Annotated in this window: 19 protein-coding genes; 11 read left to right on the top strand and 8 right to left on the bottom strand. The window is 46.2% G+C overall.

Going from position 1 to position 20868, the window contains the following annotated elements:
• Nucleotides 1-177 precede the first annotated feature (177 nt).
• From rpsI to RUMAL_RS20835, 3 genes are all read right to left on the bottom strand, one after another.
• Nucleotides 178-579 (bottom strand): 30S ribosomal protein S9, encoded by a 402-nt coding sequence (gene rpsI, locus RUMAL_RS12635; protein WP_013499107.1) that lies wholly within the window; start codon nt 577-579, stop codon nt 178-180.
• Between the two features lie 16 nt (nt 580-595).
• A complete protein-coding gene (gene rplM, locus RUMAL_RS12630) occupies nt 596-1024 on the bottom strand; it encodes a 50S ribosomal protein L13 (protein ID WP_013499106.1) in 429 nt (142 codons plus the stop codon).
• Nucleotides 1025-1348: 324 nt separating this feature from the next.
• Entirely contained in the window at nt 1349-1861 is a 513-nt protein-coding gene (locus tag RUMAL_RS20835) for a dockerin type I repeat-containing protein (RefSeq protein WP_013499105.1), read from the bottom strand.
• A gap of 222 nt (nt 1862-2083) precedes the next feature.
• Here RUMAL_RS20835 and RUMAL_RS12620 point away from each other — a divergent pair, with 222 nt between their 5' ends.
• The 4 genes from RUMAL_RS12620 (at nt 2084) to RUMAL_RS12605 (ending at nt 5885) form a co-directional block, all read left to right on the top strand.
• The gene (locus RUMAL_RS12620; protein ID WP_013499104.1) at nt 2084-3292 is read left to right on the top strand and encodes an ATP-binding response regulator; all 1209 of its coding nucleotides are present in this window, start codon (nt 2084-2086) and stop codon (nt 3290-3292) included.
• Nucleotides 3293-3473: 181 nt separating this feature from the next.
• Nucleotides 3474-4277 (top strand): pyrroline-5-carboxylate reductase, encoded by an 804-nt coding sequence (proC, locus tag RUMAL_RS12615; RefSeq protein WP_013499103.1) that lies wholly within the window; start codon nt 3474-3476, stop codon nt 4275-4277.
• A 60-nt stretch (nt 4278-4337) separates the two neighbouring features.
• A complete protein-coding gene (locus tag RUMAL_RS12610) occupies nt 4338-4952 on the top strand; it encodes a hypothetical protein (protein ID WP_013499102.1) in 615 nt (204 codons plus the stop codon).
• 39 nt (nt 4953-4991) lie between these two features.
• Nucleotides 4992-5885, top strand: a complete 894-nt coding sequence (locus tag RUMAL_RS12605; protein WP_013499101.1) for a YesL family protein — start codon at nt 4992-4994, stop codon at nt 5883-5885.
• Nucleotides 5886-6242: 357 nt separating this feature from the next.
• Here the strand turns inward: RUMAL_RS12605 and prfB are convergent, their stop codons facing one another.
• The 5 genes from prfB to RUMAL_RS12580 all read right to left on the bottom strand — a co-directional run bounded on the left by prfB (nt 6243) and on the right by RUMAL_RS12580 (nt 14178).
• On the bottom strand, nt 6243-7379 hold the full coding sequence (gene prfB, locus RUMAL_RS12600) for a peptide chain release factor 2 (RefSeq protein WP_013499100.1): 1137 nt from the start codon (nt 7377-7379) through the stop codon (nt 6243-6245).
• 532 nt (nt 7380-7911) lie between these two features.
• Nucleotides 7912-8874 (bottom strand): 6-phosphofructokinase, encoded by a 963-nt coding sequence (pfkA, locus tag RUMAL_RS12595; protein ID WP_013499099.1) that lies wholly within the window; start codon nt 8872-8874, stop codon nt 7912-7914.
• A gap of 184 nt (nt 8875-9058) precedes the next feature.
• Nucleotides 9059-11002: a protein kinase domain-containing protein gene (locus RUMAL_RS12590; RefSeq protein WP_013499098.1), complete on the bottom strand. Its 1944-nt coding sequence runs from the start codon at nt 11000-11002 to the stop codon at nt 9059-9061.
• Between the two features lie 200 nt (nt 11003-11202).
• Nucleotides 11203-12036, bottom strand: coding sequence for a glycosyltransferase (locus RUMAL_RS12585; protein WP_013499097.1), 834 nt, complete (start codon nt 12034-12036; stop codon nt 11203-11205).
• 645 nt (nt 12037-12681) lie between these two features.
• The gene (locus RUMAL_RS12580) at nt 12682-14178 is read right to left on the bottom strand and encodes an LCP family protein (RefSeq protein WP_013499095.1); all 1497 of its coding nucleotides are present in this window, start codon (nt 14176-14178) and stop codon (nt 12682-12684) included.
• A 396-nt stretch (nt 14179-14574) separates the two neighbouring features.
• Between RUMAL_RS12580 and RUMAL_RS12575 the strand changes: the two genes are divergently transcribed.
• The 7 genes from RUMAL_RS12575 to yihA all read left to right on the top strand — a co-directional run bounded on the left by RUMAL_RS12575 (nt 14575) and on the right by yihA (nt 20840).
• On the top strand, nt 14575-15540 hold the full coding sequence (locus RUMAL_RS12575) for an RING finger protein (RefSeq protein ID WP_013499094.1): 966 nt from the start codon (nt 14575-14577) through the stop codon (nt 15538-15540).
• Nucleotides 15541-15668: 128 nt separating this feature from the next.
• The gene (gene rpsF / locus RUMAL_RS12570; protein ID WP_013499093.1) at nt 15669-15959 is read left to right on the top strand and encodes a 30S ribosomal protein S6; all 291 of its coding nucleotides are present in this window, start codon (nt 15669-15671) and stop codon (nt 15957-15959) included.
• A gap of 72 nt (nt 15960-16031) precedes the next feature.
• Nucleotides 16032-16634 (top strand): single-stranded DNA-binding protein, encoded by a 603-nt coding sequence (locus RUMAL_RS12565; protein WP_013499092.1) that lies wholly within the window; start codon nt 16032-16034, stop codon nt 16632-16634.
• Nucleotides 16635-16688: 54 nt separating this feature from the next.
• Complete coding sequence (gene rpsR, locus RUMAL_RS12560) at nt 16689-16934, top strand: 30S ribosomal protein S18 (RefSeq protein ID WP_013499091.1); 246 nt, start codon at nt 16689-16691, stop codon at nt 16932-16934.
• Between the two features lie 221 nt (nt 16935-17155).
• Nucleotides 17156-19582, top strand: coding sequence for an endopeptidase La (gene lon / locus RUMAL_RS12555; RefSeq protein ID WP_013499090.1), 2427 nt, complete (start codon nt 17156-17158; stop codon nt 19580-19582).
• Between the two features lie 69 nt (nt 19583-19651).
• Nucleotides 19652-20047 (top strand): cytidine deaminase family protein, encoded by a 396-nt coding sequence (locus RUMAL_RS12550; RefSeq protein ID WP_013499089.1) that lies wholly within the window; start codon nt 19652-19654, stop codon nt 20045-20047.
• 85 nt (nt 20048-20132) lie between these two features.
• Nucleotides 20133-20840 carry a ribosome biogenesis GTP-binding protein YihA/YsxC gene (gene yihA, locus RUMAL_RS12545; protein ID WP_050793287.1) on the top strand — a complete coding sequence of 236 codons (708 nt, stop codon included), beginning with the start codon at nt 20133-20135 and terminating at the stop codon, nt 20838-20840.
• Nucleotides 20841-20868 lie beyond the last annotated feature (28 nt).

The following is a 20868-nucleotide window of genomic DNA, read 5'->3' as shown; positions in this document are numbered from 1 at the left end:
GACGGCTATTCATATAAAAATAAGGCATCCATCAACCGATGAATGCCTTGATTTTTTTGTTAGTTACCCGTTAGTTACGTGTTAGTTACCGTCCGAATTTTACCGTATTTCAGATAAACCCAAACCGAATAAAACAGCGTAAATACGTGTTTTTGAACACTCCCAACAGGGATAAAATTATCTCTTTGAGAACTGAGGCGCACGTCTTGCAGCCTTCAGACCGTACTTCTTTCTTTCCTTCATTCTGGGGTCACGAGTGAGGAAGCCTTCCTTCTTGAGGAGAGGTCTGAACTCATCGCTAGCCTGGAGCAGAGCTCTGGAAAGACCATGTCTGATTGCGCCTGCCTGACCTGTAACACCGCCGCCTGTAACAGTGCAAACGATGTCGTACTTGTCAACAGTATCAGTAACAGCAAAAGGCTGACGAACGATCAGCTTGAGAGTCTCAAGACCGAAATAATCGTCGATATCTCTGCCGTTGATAGTAACCTTACCTGTACCCTCGTAAACACGAACGCGGGCAACAGAGTGCTTTCTTCTGCCTGTGCCATAGAAATATGGCTGCTTGGATTCGTACATTCTGATTGCTCCTTTCTTACAGCTCGTACTTTTCGGGCTTCTGTGCAGCATTGTTATGCTCAGCACCCTTGTAAACTCTGAGTCTCTTTGCAGCAGCTCTGCCAAGTGTATTGTTGGGGAGCATACCCTCAACAGCAATTGTCATAGCTCTGTCAGACTGCTCAGCCATCAGCTTGTCATAGCCGATCTCCTTCAGACCGCCTATCCAACCGGTGTGGTGGTAGAACTTCTTCTGAGTGAGCTTCTTACCGGTGAGAACAGCCTTGTCGCTGTTGATGATGATTACGTGGTCGCCGCAGTCAGCGTGAGGTGCATAAGTAGGCTTATGCTTACCACGAAGAATAGTAGCTGCCTTAGCGGCAACTCTACCGAGGGACTGACCCTCAGCGTCGATGATATACCACTTGCGGGTGATGTCCGCAGCCTTGGGCATATAAGTAGACATATCGTATCCTCCTTGAATAAATATCGTGGGACAAACGGCTGAGCCGTGTCCGGGTTAATGCCTCAGGACGCACGCAAGACACGCCCTCAGGACTCGCAACATTAGCTATTATACAACATCTTCCCCTCAATGTCAATAGTCAATACGCCGAATTTTTAATTTATATCCCTCATTCTCTTGGATTCTCTTTAAATCTCTTTGTTTATCTCGATTTCTCGTTTGCTGTTTCATTTTTCGTTCATAGGTGAAAATGCACAGTATAAAGCGGTTCTTCGGGCTTTTATACAGCAAAAATCCCCTGCAGGGTATGCAGAGGATATGATATTATTCAGCTGTGATGAACTGAATCTTTTCGGGATCATAGCTATTTTCATTGGCGAATGCTTTTATTCTTTCGATCACTTCCGCGTCATACTTGCTTCGGTCGATCTCGGGATCAAGGAAAATACTGTTGATAAGAACGGTTACCGCGAACTTGCCCGTGACTTCATCCTCGCCTATGTATACTACAGCGGGCAGATCGTTGTCTTTTATGAATCCCTCTATCTTGCTGATGATATCGTCATTCGCTGAAACGCACTTGACGTAGCTTGCCAGCTTTGCAAGGTCGGTGACGTTCAGCTTTTCGTCGTAGTTCAGGTCACCCAGGAACAGCTGTTCCTCGGTCAGGGGCTTTTTGCCTTTGATGTAAGCCGCAGCCAGTGAGATATCGGTCACATCGGTTTTACCGTCACCGTTTATATCACCGTATACCCGCTTTTTGATTTCCGCGGTGGCGCTGATGGTACAGCCTGCTGTCAATGCCAGTGCAAGAACTAATGATAATGCTTTTTTCATATTAACTCCTCCTAAATTTTAAAATATGATTACTATATTTTAAAATATATTATAACATACAAACACTTAATAATTAAGCAAACATTTTATAAAAAAACAAAGTTTTAACAAGTGCGTAATCTTTGGAAATGCTGATCCTGAGAAATATATACGAATATTCCTCTTTACATTTACTTAATAATGTGTTATAATAGTATAAATATTATGATGGGAGGTGCTTGCTTGCATACCGAGGAAGAGTATCTGGCTGCAGTGAAAGAGATCGCTGAGCTTAAAGGCGAGCTTTCAAAGGCACGCAGGAACTATGAGGCGGTGACGGACTTTATGTCCCGCACAAGCCATGATATACGTACACCAATGAATTCCATAATAGGTCTGGCAAGGCTGGGCGAGGAGGAATGCAGCGGCAGGACTGTCAAAGAGTATTTCACCAGGATAAGGGAATCGGCTGAGTTCCAGCTGGAGATACTTGGGGATGTACTTGATATGGCAAAGATAGAAAGCGGAAAGCTCACGCTTTATCCCGCTGCCTATTCTCTTGAAGCACTGGCTGAAAATATCACATCTGTCATATCCCCCCTTGCCGAACAGAAGGGCATCGAGTTCGTGGCTGAATTCCATGATATATTTGCCGATACCCTCATGGTCGATAAGCTGAGGCTGAGGCAGATACTTATGAACCTGCTTTCAAATGCTGTAAAGTACACACCTGAAAAGGGCAGGGTAGTGCTGACCGTTTCACAGCTGGCAGCAGGTAACGGAAAAGTAAGGACGGTATTCACCGTAAAGGATAACGGTATAGGTATGTCCGATGAATTTGCGGCGAATATGTTCAAACCCTTCACACAGGAGAGGACTTCTGCTACTGCCGAGATACAGGGCACAGGTCTGGGACTTTCTATCGTCAGGAACCTTGTTGATCTCATGGACGGTGATATCCGCGTAAAATCAAAGGTAGGCGTGGGTACAGAGTTTATGGTCGAGATCGACTGCGATCTTGCATCAGCCGCAGGGACTGGTGAGAACAGCGCTCCCGACAGCTATGATTTCAGCGGAAAGCGTGCGCTTGTGGTGGACGATCATTCCATCAACCGCATACTCGAGATAAAGCTTTTGAAGCGTGTGGGCTTTGAAACTGATGCGGCAGGCAACGGATATGAGGGACTAAAAAAGTTCATGGCATCTGATACCGGATATTACGATGTTGTGCTTATGGATGTCAAAATGCCTGTAATGGATGGTCTTGAAGCTGCAGGGAAGATACGCGCACTGGGACGTCCTGACAGCACCTCGGTGAAAATAATAGCCATGAGCGCGAATTCTTATCCCGAGGATATCGAGCAGTCAAAGGCATCGGGCATGAACAGCCATATCGCTAAGCCCGTTATACCCGCTATGCTGTATTCCGAGCTTGCAAAACTCCTCAAATGATAACAGGACACTTCTGCTGTGTGCAGAGGTGTCTTTTTGTATGTATACTGTTACCGAAGACCGTAAGTTCGATAGATGCGGTGTATCGGGGGATATAGTATTTTTCATAAAATGTACTTGAAATATAGCGTGAAGCGTGATATAATATATTTATCTATTTTTTGAATGGGAGTGTCATTAAATGAGTTATAAAGTAGGATTCATCGGCGCAGGCAATATGGGCAGCGCTATAATGAAAGGTATCCTCGGCAGCAGCATGAGCAGTGAGATAGAGCTTTATGCCTACGACTGCAGCGAGGCAGCCCTTGAAAGAGCAGCAGCTATGGGCGTTAAGGGCGTTAACAGCGAAGCTGAGCTCACAGCACAGTGCGATTGTGTGTTCCTTGCTATAAAGCCCCAGCAGCTTGATGAAGTACTTGCTAAGATAAAGAACGAAGTAACGAAGGATAAAGTTATAGTATCTATATGTGCAGGCGTTACAGATGACAAGATAGCAGCCAAGACCATTGAAGGCGCTAAGGTAGTAATGGTAATGCCCAATACACCTCTGCTTCTTGGTGAGGGTGCAACTGCACTGGCTAAGTCCGACAGTGTTACCGAAGAAGAGTTCGCACTGGTATGCAGGATATTCGGTTCATGCGGAATATATTCCGTACTGCCAAAGGATAAGATGAAAGAGGTGATCGCCATAAACGGTTCTTCACCTGCTTTCATATATCTCTATGCCCAGTGCTTCATTGATTACGCTAAGAGCGTAGGCATTGATGAAAAGGCTGCTACCGATCTTTTTGCAAAGTCACTCATCGGCTCCGCTAAGATGATCACTGACAGCGGCAGAACTCTTGATGAGCTGATAACTATGGTGTCCTCAAAGGGCGGCACTACCATAGCAGGTCTTGAAAAGCTCAGGGCAAACGATATCGGCAAGGCTGTAAGAGAGTGCTGTGAGGCTTGTACAAAGAGGGCTTACGAACTGGCAGAATAATATACCGAAAGCCGAATTTTTCTACTGTGGGGTGCATACATTATCTTAGAGGTGATGTATATGCAGACAAGCCCCTGCAGGACAGATTACGGCAAAACGTCATACGGCGGAGGTGTGTTCGCGTTCATGTGTGCCGCGTCACTTACAGGCGTGCTCATCGGGACGATGTGCTTCATGCTTTCGCGTGATACTCAGGCAGACAGACTTATATTCCGCTCCGCTGAGATACAAAGTCTTTTTCAGACCGATCTCGGGCGGGTGATGGCAGGCTCACTGCTTGGCAGCACAGTATTTTTACTTGGACTTGCTGCCGCCGGTATGTGTGCGGTGGGTCAGCCCTTTGAAGTGCTGCTGCTCATGCTGAGAGGTATGGGCATAGGTCATAAGGCAGCACAGCTGTACAGTATGGCAGGCAGGGGAGATATGCTGTACGCAGCGGGTATACTGATACCCGGGGCGGTGATATCTACTCTCGCGCTTGCTGCTGCGGCAAGGGAAGCTTTCAACCTTTCAAATATCTGTCTGCGGCTCATAATATCGGGCAGGGGAGAGCAGAGTCTTCCCGAAGCAGTAAGACTGTTCGGCGCAAGGCTGCTTGCAGCGGAGGCTGTGCTGACACTGGCAGCAGGTGCGGATACAGTCTGCTGTCATATATTCATAGAAAAGCTGGTCTGACGGGGAATACCCCATCGGACTAATATCAAGGAGTGTAAAATGGGATTATTCGGAAATTACGATACGCCCGGGCGCGGTGTACTTAAAACGCCCCATGAGAAACGCCCGTTTTTCAAATTCTGGGAGGTATACTTCAGGCATATGTGGCAACTCATGGGTCTGAACTTTATATACTTCCTGTTCATAGTACCTATCTTCGTCATGCTGGTTATGATAACAGAGACCGGTAATATGAAGTGGCTGCTTCTGATGTTGATATCAGGCATAATGGGTCCTGCATCTGCGGCGATGACAAGGGTGGTAAGGAACTATTCTCAGGAACGTCCGACATTCATGCTTCACGATTTCCGCAAGGCATTCAAACTCAACCTGAAGCAGGGACTTATAATGGGCTATATTGATACGATCGCCATAGTAAGCTTTATTGTTGGCGTGCCCTTGTACAGCACTATGGCTCAGAAGAACAGTATCATGTATGTACCCTATGTGCTTTGTCTATCGTGTATGCTTGTGTTCTTCATGATGCACTTCTATATCTATCCTATGATGTGCTCGACGAACCTTACCATGAAGCAGATACTCCGCAACGCACTGTTTCTGGTGCCTATAGGGCTGAAAAAGACACTCTACACACTGGTGTCTTCGCTTATTATAATACTGTTCAGCTATCTGCTGCTGGTACTTCCTTCGACTATGCCTGCAGGTCTGACACTTGCAATGTTCTTCCCCTTCACATTCGTGACCTTCATAGCTTGTTTCAACTGCTATCCTGTTATACGTAAGCACGTTATACAGCCTTACTACGATAAACTGGGCGAGCAGAATCCCGAAGATGCTACCGACAACGAAGAAGAGGCTCTGTTTGAAGACAAGGCAGCCGAGGAAGAGGCAGTACCCGTTCAGAAGAAACAGAGGAAAAAAACTATAAAGTGATACATCAGCCATGGCAGACAATGTCATGGCTTTTTTGTTTATAAAAATAAGGGTTGCACGTAAGGGGAGTGTGCTAATACAGAAGTTTTATGCTGCCAGTTTTGGAAAACCATTTTGAAAAAGGGTTATTCCTAAGCGTCAGCTTCACTGATGCCAAACCCCATTCCAAAAACTTCTATTTCTTTTGTCTTTCCTTATAAAAAAATACCCTATGCCCCAAAGAGTTAAAAGTCTGTTTGATTCTACAAAGGCAAAGCCTTTGCAGACGGGTTCGGGGGATAACTTTTCTTCAGAAAAGTTATCCCCCGATAAATAATATATACTTCTATATGCACACTGCCCTTACGTGCAGCTAAATCAGTTCTTTTCTATCTTGCCCAGTGAGAGTGCTTTCAGGTAGGCGTTGATGAAACCGTCGAGATCACCGTCCATGACAGCCTTGACGTTGTTGTACTCAAAGCCTGTACGCAGATCTTTTACCAGGGTATAGGGCATGAATACATAGGAACGGATCTGTGAGCCCCATGCGATCTCCTTCTGCACACCCTTGATATCTTCGATCTTTTCCAGATGTTCTCTCTCCTTGATCTCGATCAGCTTTGCCTTTAGCATCTTCATAGCGTAGTCCTTGTTCTGGAACTGGGAACGCTGAGTCTGGCAGGCAGTAACGATACCTGTAGGCTTGTGTATCAGTCTTACCGCAGAGGATGTCTTGTTGATGTGCTGTCCGCCTGCACCGCTGGCACGGTAAACTTCCATCTCGATATCTTCGGGTCTTATCTCAACTTCGATAGTGTCATCGAGCTCAGGCATTACTTCAACTGCAGAGAATGAGGTGTGTCTGCTTCCTGAGCTGTCAAAAGGCGATATACGTACAAGTCTGTGTATGCCGGATTCGCTCTTGAGGTAGCCGTAAGCGTTCTCGCCCTCAATGAACATCGAGCAGCTCTTGATACCTGCATCGCCGCCTTCGAGTATATCCATTATCTTCGCACTGAAACCATGTGAGTCAGCCCATTTGGTGTACATTCTTATGAGCATCTCTGTCCAGTCCTGAGCCTCAGTTCCGCCTGCACCGGCATGGAAGTTCAGTATCGCGTTGCTGTGATCGTACTCACCGGTCAGCAGGGTCTCAAGTGAAGCCGCATCAAGATCGGCTTTCAGCTTATCCAGCTCAGCCTTTATCTCTTCTACCAGCTCAGCCTGAGTGTCCTCGTCCTCCTCGGCAGCCATTTCTATCATTACTTCGATATCATCGGCAGCACCGTTGAACTTGTTGTAGCGCTCTACCTTGCCTTCAAGATTTCTTGTCTGCTGCAATACCACCTGTGATTTCTCGGGGTCATCCCAGAATCCGGGTTCTGCTGCCTTTTCATGAAGCTCCTCGATCTTCTCAGCTGCATTCTCGATGTCATATACATCATGCAGCTCCCTGATCATAGGGCGGCAGGCTTCAAGCTCGGATCTAAGGTTCTCTAAAAAAACAACTGCCATTATATTAACTCCTTACATTCAAAAATACATACACATATATTATATAACATTTTCTCGTGTTTGTAAAGTCCTCACGCAATATTTTTACCGATATTTCAGATATCTTTTTTACAGCCGAAAAACGACCGCAGCGTAAATGCGCTGCAGCCGCCTGTTTTCTGGAATGCGTCCGTGCTATTCCCTGCACTATGACTTATCCCCGCCTTTATAAAATATACTTCCCCAAGTACAAATTAATTATAACGTTTTCGCGAAGTTTTGTCAATGACTGCATTGTTTGCGTAATAGTTTTAATTTATATTTATTTGCAGTGAAAAAAGTACTTCAGGCATAAATGGCTTATATGAATATGGTGATACTGCTTTGTTTTGTAAGACAGAATAATGCAAAATGTCCAATACCGGGACGATAGTTTTTCGTAAACGATTTCGCATTTCGTAAATATAGTTCACAGTAAATTTACAAAACAAGAGCGTTCTTTTAAAAAGAACGCTCTCAGATTTATCGCATATATATTTGGTACAGCCGCATATCAGAATGCAGTTTCGTTCAGTATACCGTAAAGTTCTTCCTCGAAAGGCTTCTTCATGGACAGTGCTTCCTGGATATCAACGTCATATACGTGGTTATCCTTCATGCCGACAACTCTGTTGCCGATACCCTTCTCGAGCAGTTCAACAGCGTGGTGACCCATCTGTGTTGCAACAACTCTGTCACGAACGGTAGGGGAGCCGCCTCTCTGAACGTGACCGAGGATAGTAGCTCTTGTTTCAACGCCTGTCTTCTCGCTGATGATCTTAGTGATCTCATCGGTCTTGCCAACGCCCTCAGCTACAACTACAACGAAGTGGTTCTTGCCGCTCTTCATTGTATTCTGGATCTTGGTGCAGATAGCGTCAAGGTCATAGTCCTTCTCAGGAGTGATAACAGCCTCAGCACCTACAGCAACACCAACGTTTACAGCTATGTAACCTGCATTTCTGCCCATTACCTCAACAACAGAGCATCTGTCGTGGGACTGTGCAGTATCCTTGATCTTGTCGATCATTTCCATAGCGGTGTTCATAGCGGTATCATAACCGATGGTATACTCAGTGCAGGATATATCGTTGTCGATAGTTCCGGGAAGACCTATGCAGGGGATACCCATTGAAGAAAGGTCAGCTGCGCCTCTGAAGGATCCGTCACCGCCGATAACAACGATGCCGTCCAGACCGATCTCACGGCACTTCTCAGCACCCTTTGCAACGCCCTCTTTAGTCTTGAACTCAGGGCATCTGGCTGTATATAGGCAAGTACCGCCTCTCTGGATGATACCGGATACAGTCCTTGCATTCATCTCAACGATCTCGCCGTTCAGCAGACCGTTGTATCCGCGCTCTATACCTACAACTTCCATGCCTCTCTGAAGAGCTGTTCTGCATACTGCTCTAACAGCAGCGTTCATTCCGGGCGCATCGCCGCCGCTTGTGAGAACACCGATTTTCTTTGCCATATTTATACCTCCAAAAAACATAGGCGAATCGACTTGTATCCGCCCTTTTACTTCTCATTTTCCAAATCTAAGAATAACACAAAGCCCTCGGATTGTCAAGGGCTTTGCGCACGTTTTCACATTTTTTCAAAAACGTTTAAGTTGAAGTTCATTATTTGATGCATTATTCCGAAAACGTTTGATATCAGTAGAATACTACTCCTCCGTTGCCATTGTCACCGCCGTTCTGATCATCCGTATTTACGGGCTGATCGGCGTTTGATGTGTCATCAGAGTTTACAGGCGGATCTGTGTGGGGAGCCCATGGATCCTGTGTATCAACGCCTATCTGATCTGACTTGGAAGAGTCATTACCGCTGTCATCAGGTGATTTTGCCTTGGTGGTAGTCTCGGGCGGCTTGCCCAGGCTGACTACTACTGTGAGTATATCGCCCTTTTCAATATTTATCCAGCCGCCTGCAGGTATACTGGTCTTTATTACCAGACCGTAAGGAACCGTCCTGCTGTAGTCCTCACCGACGCTGTACTTTATGTTCAGGCTGTCGAGCAGGCTGAGATAATCGCTCTTTGAATAGTTTGTGCAGTCGGGCACAGGTATAACGGAAGGTCCTGCGCATACATCAAGCACCAGTTCGTTCTTCCTCTTGGGGTCATAGTCGGTACCCTCGGGGATGCTCTGTGTCTTTACGTATCCGCGATCGTCATCGTCAGAGTAATAATACTTGGGCTTCAGGGTGAATTCATCGCCCATTTTCTTCTCGACCTCGGTATAGTAAAGACCTACAAGGTTAGGCATTATCGAGCCCTTGCCGTACTCTGTATCGTCGTCATCGGGCTTTACGGGAGAAGCGCTGGTGGCAGTGCCGTATTCGTAGTTGTCCTCTTCTTCGCTGTTGTTTCCCGATATATCTTCCGATGCCGGAAGTGATGCGGCATTTGTGTTATCTTCGGGCGGAGCGAAAAGCTGAGTCATAAGGTATATACCTATGACCAGCAGTACACCCAGCACGCACAGTCCGACTACCGTAGCAAGTTTGCTGCTCTTTTTTGCAGGCTTGCTGCTCTCGTACTTTGTGTCCTCATCTTCTTCGTCGCGGTAACGTCTTTCTTCACGCGGGATGTGCTGGATCGGGATAGTCTGTGTAGAACCCTTGGGATGCTCTATCCTTGATGGCTGCTCAAACAGTCCCGAAACAAGCTCGGTGACAGTCTTGGTCCTTTCCTCGCCCCTTACAGCCATAGCCTGTGCCAGGGCATCGGATATATGCAGCGGTATGCGCGGATTGAGCCTGTTAGCTTCCATAAGGGTATCGTTGTGTATCCTGGTGTTGGCATCGAGGGGCATATTGCCCGTGAGTATACGGTATATAACCGCAGCCACAGCGTATACATCAGTCCAGGTACCCTGCCACTGTAATGAGGAGTACTGCTCGGGAGCAGTATATCCCGAATAGAACTCCGGCATCATTCCGGTGTTTGAAGTCCTTATTGAGCTGATACAGAAGCCCGTCAGCTTCAGTTCACCGTCGGTAGTAACTATTATATTCTCAGGGGAGATACCTCTGTGGATTATCCCTGCATTGTGTATTATATTAAGTGTTGTGAACAGGGGCACGAACAGTTTCTTCACCTGATCCCAGGTCAGGAATCCCGTGTTTGACTGTAAGAACTTTTTCAGTGAAACGCCTTCGACGTATTCCAGTATCACATAAGTCGTATTGTTCTCCGCGAACATATCCTTCGCGGTAACGATATGTGTCAGGTTGCGCATCCTTGAAAGCACCTTGTTCATATCGGCAAATTCCGACATGAAGGTCTTGTACTTCGCCAGACAGTCCTTGTTGACATTTATGCTCAGCCCGTCCGAGGCTCTTTCGCACAGCGTATCGGGCATATATTCACGACAGACACATTTGCATTTGCCTACCATATCGTAGCAGATATATGAAGCACCCTCTCCGTTGTATGAGAGCATCTTGCCTATAACGTATCTGTTGTCCAGCACAGTTTTCGGTGCTAAATAAGCCTGCAGATGCGGGATATCATCCGTATAGCTGCAATAATGACATCTGCCGTCCTCAGCCAGCTCGTTCATGCAGCCCATGCACAGCTTTACACTCGGTTCCATACCGAACCTCCTTACTATTTTGTATCGGCAGTATCCCTGCCGTTTGCTTTCCTTACCTTGCATCCCCTGAATATGCTTTGGGGACACAACAATTATATTACCAACTTTTCTTCTCAAAGTCAAGGGATTTTACAGAACTGTACTAGTTGTGAAACAATTTGTATTATTTCTGTAAGAACTGTAAAAATTCAATATATCCCTTATCGGAGAAGTTTTTTGTAAAATCTTCCGGTAAGTGACGATGGCAGCACAAACATGACAAGCTGTGCGGCAGTGGTCACTATAAAGTCCCAGAGTCCTGAAAAACCCGAACGGTGTATCTTCCATCTCACCGCGATGAAGCTCTTTGTATTCGCCCAGTTGCGCCGTCTGTCATAGTTGCTGCCGCTGACGCGGTATCTCACGAGTACCTTGGGTATGTTTCTTCCCACGGCACCTGCAGCCAGCATACGCACTACAAAATCGTAGTCCTCGCAGCGCCTTACTGTTGAATAGCCGCCTATCTTATCCACCCACGATTTTTTATATACCAGTGTGGGATTGTTGAAGGGGTTCCTCCGTCTTGCATACTTCCTGATAGCAGCATTTCCCGAGGGTGTTTTCCTTACAGCTATCTCTTCGTTCGTATCACTGTCGAATTCGCTTATATAGGCACCCAGTATGTCGATACCGGGGTGTTTTGCCATCAGGTACATCGAGTATTCACAGCGTTCAGGCAAAGCAATATCGTCCGAATCCATTTTCACGATGTATTCGTTCCTGCACTTTTTCAGACCTTCATTGGCGCAGTAGCCAACACCCATGTTTTCCTTCAGGCGCAGTACGCGGAAAAACTCATATTTCTCCTCATACTCACCGATGACTCTGTCCAGTTCATCTGTCAGGGGACCGTCGCATACCAGCACAAAATCGTTGGTCAAAAAAGTCTGTCCCAGCATACTGTCTATACACTCTTTCAGATACTCGGGCTTTTCGCCCTTGTATACCGACATGAGCACACTGTAATCAGGCAGCCTGACACCATTTCTCTCCATTCTCCACACCTCCGAGGTGTCATATATAGTCTATTTTAACATTTTTCTTATGTTTTGTCAACTCGGGGACAGAAGCTTCAACATAGGGCAGAGAACACGTTAAGCAATTCATAAACCATTCCATATTTACTGTGCAGTTCATACATACCCTGCATCCACACGTTGTACAAACAAATGATTTTATATTTAACCCGGACATATTTCTGCAAAAGTTGTACAAAAACGTACAACTTTTTGCAGTTTTTCGCTGTATATAGAAGGGTATGTTCATCAGGCAGACCCGCCTATCGCCATTCGATAAGAAATAAAGATCTTCAAAATGCCCTTTTTTATGCAAAAAAATTCCCGGCACCCCATAAGTGCCGTTTACATATATCGACTACTGTACGCACGATGGCAGGCTGACGCTGACTATGACTACGAGGATACGAAGCGACGTGTTATACTGTACAGAGGTCATCTGCTTCTTGACAATTGAATAACAACATCTTCGATACGATGCTTTTGGAAACTTCAGATATATAGCTGTTGCTGATATATATGACTCAGCGCTCAATTATTCTTTTATTTACCGCTATAAGATAACAGCAATACAACAGCGGCGCTCCTGCCATAAAAGCAAGAGCGCCGTGAGTTACTGTTTATTTACCATATCTGCGGCGGCTGGAAGTCGTTCTTTTCATAGAACGTGCCGTCATCTATCTCTTTCTGATACTGTTCCCTTGCTTCCTCCACGGTGGTGCAGTCGCCGTATACCATATATCTCAGCATAGCTGCATTTGCCTGGAACTGCCATGTGTTCAGTAAAAGGCAGCTCTGGTTGTCTACAAATCCCATGTTGAAGTAATCATCAACAGGCAGACGAAGCTGCTGAAGATCATAACTCATATAATCAAATGCGTTTAGCAATAACTCAGCGATCTCGCCTTCGGTGAGGTCGGTCTCAACTTCGGGGAGCACCTTGTTCATCAGGGCGTCCAGCTCTATAAGATTCAGTTTTTTCGCCTTGGTGACCATTTCCTTGATAGCTTCACGCTGACGCATTGTCCTGCCGTAGTCATCGCCGCATCCGTACCTCACACGGGCATAAGCAAGTGCCTGATTACCGTTAAGGTGCATATTTATGGTATTGTCCTTCTCGGACTGGTATTCTATATGTGTACTGAACTTTCCGTCAACATCGTAATAGTTCACCGATTCGTCCTTGCCGTACTGTTTGAGGTCGACATAGTCGGTTCCCTGGGGATTATGCAGATAGTGGTTCTGCTCGTCCATGGGGTCACGCATTGCAACTGCCTCAGTGTAGCTGACTTCAAAATCAAGTCCGCCCACAGCGTCAGCGATATCTATGAACTGCTGGAAGTTCACCTTTACTGTACGGTCGATCTTTACGCTGAAATAATCCTCTACGACTTTGGAAAGATACTCTGCACCGCCGTACCAGTAAGCCTGGTTCAGTTTGTTGGCGATATTGGGCTGATCCATAAATACCCAGGTATCTCTCATCAGCGATGTGAGTGTGATGGTCTTGTGCTCCTTATTCAGGGAAATGAGCATCATAACATCGGTGTTGCCTCTGTCCTGTTCGGCAGTATCACGTATATCCTCGCCTATAAGCAGAACATTCATTACCTTTTCATTGGATATCTTCTTTGATTTCTTTGAAAGCATATCACGCAGCTCTTTTTCCTTGGCTGCAGGGTCGAAGGTATCCTCCTCATCAACTAAGTCACGGCTGTCTACAGGCGGCTTGGCAGTCCTTTTTGAATTATCGCGTTCCTTCAGCATCCCTGTGTAGTGGAAGAAAAGAAATACGATGAGTGCCATGACCAGCACGAGCACCAGAAAGATTATACCCAGCGTGACGCCTGTTTTCTTTCGCAGGCTCCATCTGCGGGGAAATCTCAATGGAAATCGTCTTTCCTTGTATTCTGTATCATCATTATGTATCTCACGGTCTTTTTTGCCCTTGGTGTTATTTGTACCGCTGTCTGATGCGTGTGCTTCTTTGTTTTTCTTGGCTTTGGCGATGCTTGACAGCAATTCGTCATCAGCTTCGCCGTTTTTCTTGTTCACCATGGCATGAGAGATCATATCCTTTAGTTCCTCAGAAGCCCCTGATCTGTCTTTTTTCTTTTTCATATCAATATTCCTCTTTTCAGCGGAGGAGTATATCTCCGTCTGATATATGTAATATTTTTTTTATAATTATATCACCTTATTTGTATGAATATGTCATACAAAATATATTATATCTCACTTCAGATGAAATTACAACACACAAATCTAACGAATTAAACCCTGAACAAAGCAGATTTTTTAGAATTTTAGTATATACTTCGACATTATCAGCACGATTTTTAGTACACTTGTTCACTTTGATATACAAAGAACGCCGCTTTGGAAGATTCAGGAAGTTTATTTAAACCGTGTATTGCAATTTTTGAGGGAGTGTGGTATAATATATTGAAAAGTAGTTGTCAGTGATACTATGAGTTTTGTATGTATCTGTGACGGAACACCGAAAGGATAGGAAAGATGGCAAATTATACAGGTTCAAAATGCATATGCTGCGGAAAGCGGTTCACCGATGAAGATGACATCGTGGTATGCCCTGATTGCGGCACACCATATCACAGGAGCTGCTATGTCGAAAACGGCAAATGTATAAACAGTGAGCTCCATGATAAAAATATAGGCTGGATGCCTGATGCCCCTGCTGAAGAAGTGACAGTAACGCAGGCATCTGAGGTGAAGCGGTGTATAAGGTGCGGTGCGGAGAATGATCCGAGCCTGCGTTACTGCGAGCAGTGCGGTACACCACTTGTGAATATGGGTGCGCCAAGACCTTTCAATGATGAGGCAGACGGCACTCAGAAGTCGGATACCGATCCGATGAATACAACTATACCGGGTATCAATATAACTCCGGTAAGGCTGAATCAGGATTCGGATATAGGCGGTGTAAAGCTTGGGGATCTTGCAAGATATGTGGGACCCAACCCTCTTGGATTCCTGCCCAGCTTTATAAAGTTCGGCAAGACCGACAGAAAGCTCTCGGTGAATTTTTTTGCCTTCCTCTGGCCTGAACTTTATTTTATGTACCGTAAAATGAGAAAGGTGGGTATAATCGTGGCAGTGCTTATGGCAGCGCTCAACCTGCCTGCTATGATAGAATATCTCTGCTCAGGTGAATACGGTATAAAGATCAATTTCGGCATAAATGTAAAGTCTGAGTATTTCAGGATGCTGCAGCAGGCAGCGTACTATATAAGAGTTACGCTGGGGATACTGGCAGGCCTTTTCGCTAACTATATCTATTACAGACAGGCTAAAAAGGATATAACGAAGATCTATCATGAGTCCGAGGACGAGGATCGGACTGTCATCAACTACCGTATAATGAACAAGGGAGGGATCTCCTATGCTGATATGCTGCTTGGTATGATGATATATATGATGTGTCTGACAGGCGCGTTGGTGCTGCTGGGCAAGATTCTTTGAATTAATAAAAAGTTTACAAATACCGTTCGTACGATGCTTGACATATCGTGCGGACGGTGTTATAATATATGAGTTAATCCTTGCTTGCATTATATATGCAGGCGAAATCCAAAAGGAGGTGTACTAAAATGGCAAAGATCAATGAGAACTACGAGGCAATGGTTATCTTCAGCCAGAAGCTCGATGAGGAAGGCGTTAACGCGCTGACAACAAAGTTCGACGATATGATCAAGGCTAACGCTGAAAACGTAGAGCTGAACGTATGGGGCAAGCGCAAGCTGGCTTATGCTATCAACTACGAAACAGAGGGTACTTATGTACTGTGGTCTTTCAACAGCAAGACCGAATTCCCCGCAGAGCTGGAGAGAGTACTGGGCATCACTGACGGCGTTATACGTTTCCTTGTCACAACTAAGTAAGTGACGGGACTAAAATTCAGAAGTATCAGCAGTTTGATGGAATGAGTATTTTTATTGAAAGGAACTAGGGTTATGCTGAACAGAGTTATTTTAATGGGTAGGATCACACAGGATCTTGAAGTAAGACAGACACCGAACGGTGTATCTGCACTGACTTTCAACGTTGCTGTGGACAGGAATTTCAAGGATCAGAGCGGTCAGTACCAATCTGATTTCATTACCTGCGTCGCATGGAGACAGACTGCGGAATTTATCGGAAAGTATTTCGGTAAGGGCAGACTGATAGCACTTGAGGGAACACTCAGGAGCAGGACCTATGAGGACAAGAACGGCACTAAGCATTATGTGACCGAGGTCTATGTGGAGAATGCATCGTTCACTGGCGAAAAGGCTCAGCAGGGCGGCGGCAATTATTCACAGAATTACGGCAACGGCGGTTTCAATAACGGCGGTTACGGTAACAACGGCGGCTACTCAAATGGCGGAAACGGCGGATTTGGAGGAAATAACTTCAATAACGGAGGAAACTTCGGCGGTGGTTTCGGCGGAAATAACGGCGGCAATCAGAACAGTTTCAACAATAACAATAATCAGGCACCGTCTAATGACGCGCTGAACATCGGTGATCTGTCGGAGTTTGAAGATGTACTTTCAGACGACGGCGTACCATTCTGATAAGATCATTAATACGAATTTTGATAATTCCTAACGAGGAGGGAAGATCATACCATGGAGAAGGAAAGAACTGGCGGCAGACCTGTTAAGAGAGGCCGCAAGAAGGTTTGTATGTTCTGTGTTGACAGAGCTGAAAAGATCGATTACAAGGATATCGCAAAGCTCAGAAAGTGCATGACAGAAAGGGCTAAGATCCTGCCCCGCCGTGTAACAGGCACTTGCGCTTATCATCAGAGAGAGCTGACTAAGGCTATCAAGAGAGCAAGACACGTTGCTCTGCTGCCTTACGTTGCAGACTAATATGATAATATGAGGTATCCTTCGGGGTACCTCTGTTTTTTACAGGGGTGAGAGCATACGCTTCAGCTCCTGTATTTTCTTTATGTGCGGAAAGATCCGGATGGGGAGCCGATGTAAGAAAATTAACACTTTTGATTCCTGGTGTCTTTACTTTTAGTGCATCTTATGTTATAATATTATCATCGAAGTTTTTACTCCATGATCGGAAGAAAGGAGCTTTTATGGAAAAGCGTACTGATATAAAGAACGGCACTCTGATGCCGATGATACCTACCAGAGATCTGGTCGTTTTTCCCGGAATGAGCGTCAATTTCGACGTGGGCAGGGAAATGTCTATACAAAGTCTGCATAACGCAAGGAATGATTTCAGCGGTGATGTTTTCCTGTGTGCGCAGAAGGATATAAATGTTGAATCCCCCGAGAAAAAGGATATGTTCAGGATAGGAACTATCGCCAATATCCGTCAGGTGATAAAGAGCCCCGGCGGTGTTTGCAGATGCATGGTGAGAGGTGTCCGCAAGGCAAGACTTTCAGAGATGATCGTCCATGATGACTGCTATGAGGCTGTGATCAAGCCTTTGCCGAATTATTCCAAGGACAAGCTGTATAACCATGAGCTTGAAGCTGTGGAGCGTGAGGTGCGCAAGGCTTTTGAGGAATATGCAAGGCTCATGCCCAAGATGCCTCAGGAGATATATACTGCTGTAATGGGTGCTAAAAATGCGGCTGACCTGTTTGAAGCTGTCGCTTTCAATATTCCCCTGTCATTTATGGACAGGCAGGCTTTGCTTGAAGCACAGTCTGCAGGGGAGAAGCTTGTGCTGATGATGACTATCCTTGCAAGAGAGATAGATGTGCTCTCTCTTGAAAAGGAGATACACGAGCAGGTACAGAGCCAGATAGAGGATAATCAGCGGGAGTACTATATCCGCGAGCAGATAAAGGCTCTGCAGAATGAACTGGGCGAAGGCGGCTTCGACGGTTCGGACGAGGGCGAGATACAGAAGTACTATGACAAGATAGAGGAAATGAAAGCTCCCGATGAGGTCAAGGAGAAGCTGAACGATGAAGTCAGAAGACTTTCACGTATGGCAGGTTCTTCTCAGGAGGCTGTTGTCATCAGAGGTTATCTTGATACGGTCATCGGTCTGCCTTGGGGAGTATTCACAAAGGATACTGCTGACGTCAAGAAGGCTCAGGCTGTCCTTGACAAGGATCACTATGGTCTGAAAAGAGTCAAGGAGAGAATACTGGAAAATCTGGCTGTAAGGGAGCTTACTCCTGATATCAAGGGTCAGATACTCTGCCTTGTGGGACCTCCCGGTGTTGGTAAGACCTCAGTTGCGAAATCAGTTGCAAGGGCGCTGAACCGTAAGTTTGTGCGTGTATCCCTTGGCGGCGTCAAGGATGAGAGCGATATCAGAGGTCACAGAAAGACATACGTCGGTGCTATGCCCGGACGTATCATCAATGCCATGAAGCTGGCAGGATCATGCAACCCTGTTATGCTCCTTGATGAGATCGACAAGATGAGCAACGATTTCAGGGGTGACCCTTCATCGGCTATGCTGGAAGTACTTGACAGTGAGCAGAACAATGCTTTCCGCGATCACTATACCGAGATACCCTACGATCTCAGCAACGTGCTTTTTATAACCACTGCAAATACTCTGGATACCGTTGCTGCACCACTGCTGGACAGAATGGAAGTTATCGAGCTTTCAAGCTATACCCGTGAGGAAAAATTCAATATCGCAAAAAAGCATCTGGTGAAGAAGCAGCTTGAAAAGCATGGTCTGACTTCGTCTATGATGAAGCTGACCAATGATGGTATCTATCAGCTGATAGACGGCTATACCCGTGAAGCAGGTGTGAGAACCCTCGAAAGGACCATAGGTTCTCTGTGCAGAAAGGCTGCAAGAGAGATCGTCGAGAACGATGTTAAGAAGGTCGCATTCAGTGCCAAGAATATCCCCGATTATCTGGGTCATATAAAGTACCTGCCCGATGATGCGGCTAAGGAAGATCAGATAGGCTGTGTAAACGGTCTTGCATGGACCGCTGTGGGCGGTGTGCTGATGCCGCTGGAAGTTCTTGTGCTTGACGGTAAGGGCAAGGTGGAACTGACAGGTTCACTTGGCGATGTAATGAAAGAATCTGCAAAGATAGCCGTAAGCTACTGCCGCAGTATCGCTGACGAATACGGTATCGACAAGGATTTCTACGAGAAGAAAGATATGCATATCCACGCACCCGAGGGCGCTGTGCCCAAGGACGGTCCTTCGGCGGGCGTTACGATGATAACTGCCATAGTATCCGCACTCAGTGGCAGAAAGGTACGTGCGGACGTTGCTATGACAGGTGAGATAACTCTGACAGGCAAGGTGCTGCCCATTGGCGGTCTGCGTGAAAAGACAATGGCTGCTTTCAAGGCCGGTGTCAAGACTGTTATAGTCCCCGAAAAGAACAGGGGAGATCTTGACGAGATAGACGACGTTGTAAAGGACGGCCTTGAGTTCGTGTTTGCCGAAAGGATATCCGATGTGCTTGATGCGGCATTGGTGAAGCCTCCCGAGAACGCTGTTCTGCCCGATATGATGGGGAATCCTCAGCCGAGGGTCAAGGCAAGAAGCAGAAAAACAATATAAGAAGATGATATAGTTGTTCCTGAGACGGTGTGTCGCGGAACAGTGTAATATCTATGTCGGAGAATGACTATGGAACAGATATGGAAAGATATGCACGATGCGGCAGAAGCTGTCATTGGTGCGCGTAAGATATCCGATTACGTTACCTGCGGTGAAGTGTCTGCGGCTGTGTTGTCGAAATCAGGAAAGATATACACAGGCGTGTGCATCGACACCTGTTCGACCCTTGGGATATGTGCTGAGAGGAATGCCATATTCAACATGATAACCAACGGCGAGCAGGAGATCGCCAAGGTGCTGTGCATATCCCCGAACCCGTCAAAGGGTGCGCCATGCGGTGCGTGCAGGGAACTTATGGTACAGCTGATGCCCGAAGGCTACAAGGATATCGAGATAATGATGGACTACGAAGCAGGGCGGATAATGACCCTCGGGGACCTTACACCCGAGTGGTGGATAGGATAAGATATATGCATGGGAGGGCTGAACGGTGACTGAGTTGACCGTGGCTGCCCTCTTTTTGCGAGATGATATGACAGGAGTGAATGAGATGAAACCGCTGAATTTCAATAAGGCAGAATTTATCACCTCATACGGCAAGCTTTCACAGATACCCGAGTCCGACAGACCCGAATTCGCTTTCTCGGGCAGGTCGAATGTGGGCAAAAGCTCGCTGATAAACAAGATATTCAACCGAAAGAATATGGCAAGGGTCAGCTCTGTTCCCGGCAAGACGGTCACAATTAATTTCTTCTCGGTGGAGGACGTTTATTTTGTTGATCTTCCCGGTTATGGCTACGCTAATGTATCCAAGGGAGAGAAAAAAGGCTGGGGCGACCTTATTGGCGGCTATCTGGCTGACTTTGACCGCGACCTTGAACTGGTGTTCCAGCTGATAGATATGCGCCATGCCCCCAGCAAGGACGATATTCAGATGATAAACTACCTCATCGACAATGAGATACCCTTTGTTATCGTGCTGACCAAGGCTGACAAGCTGAAACCTACCGCACGCAAGGAGCGTATGGAAGCTTTCAAAGATGAGATACCGTACTTTGAGGATATACATTGTATACCATTCTCGGCGGTAACGGGCGAGGGTGTTGATGAGCTGAAAGCGATCATCGAGGAGATACGCGAAGACTGGTACACACGCACCGAGGATGCTGAGGAGGAAGATATTTCCGAAGAAGCGCCCGATTACGAAGATGACAGTGAGCCGCCTGCGGGATTTCTTACACCTAACCGCAACAGATAAAAATTTTAAAATATTAATATAAAATATT

It is taken from the genome of Ruminococcus albus 7 = DSM 20455 (genome assembly GCF_000179635.2).
In the GTDB taxonomy this organism is placed as follows: Bacteria; Bacillota; Clostridia; order Oscillospirales; family Ruminococcaceae; genus Hominimerdicola; species Hominimerdicola alba.
The sequence above is the reverse complement of the archived record's forward strand: the minus strand, read 5'-3'. Positions and strand labels throughout refer to the sequence as shown.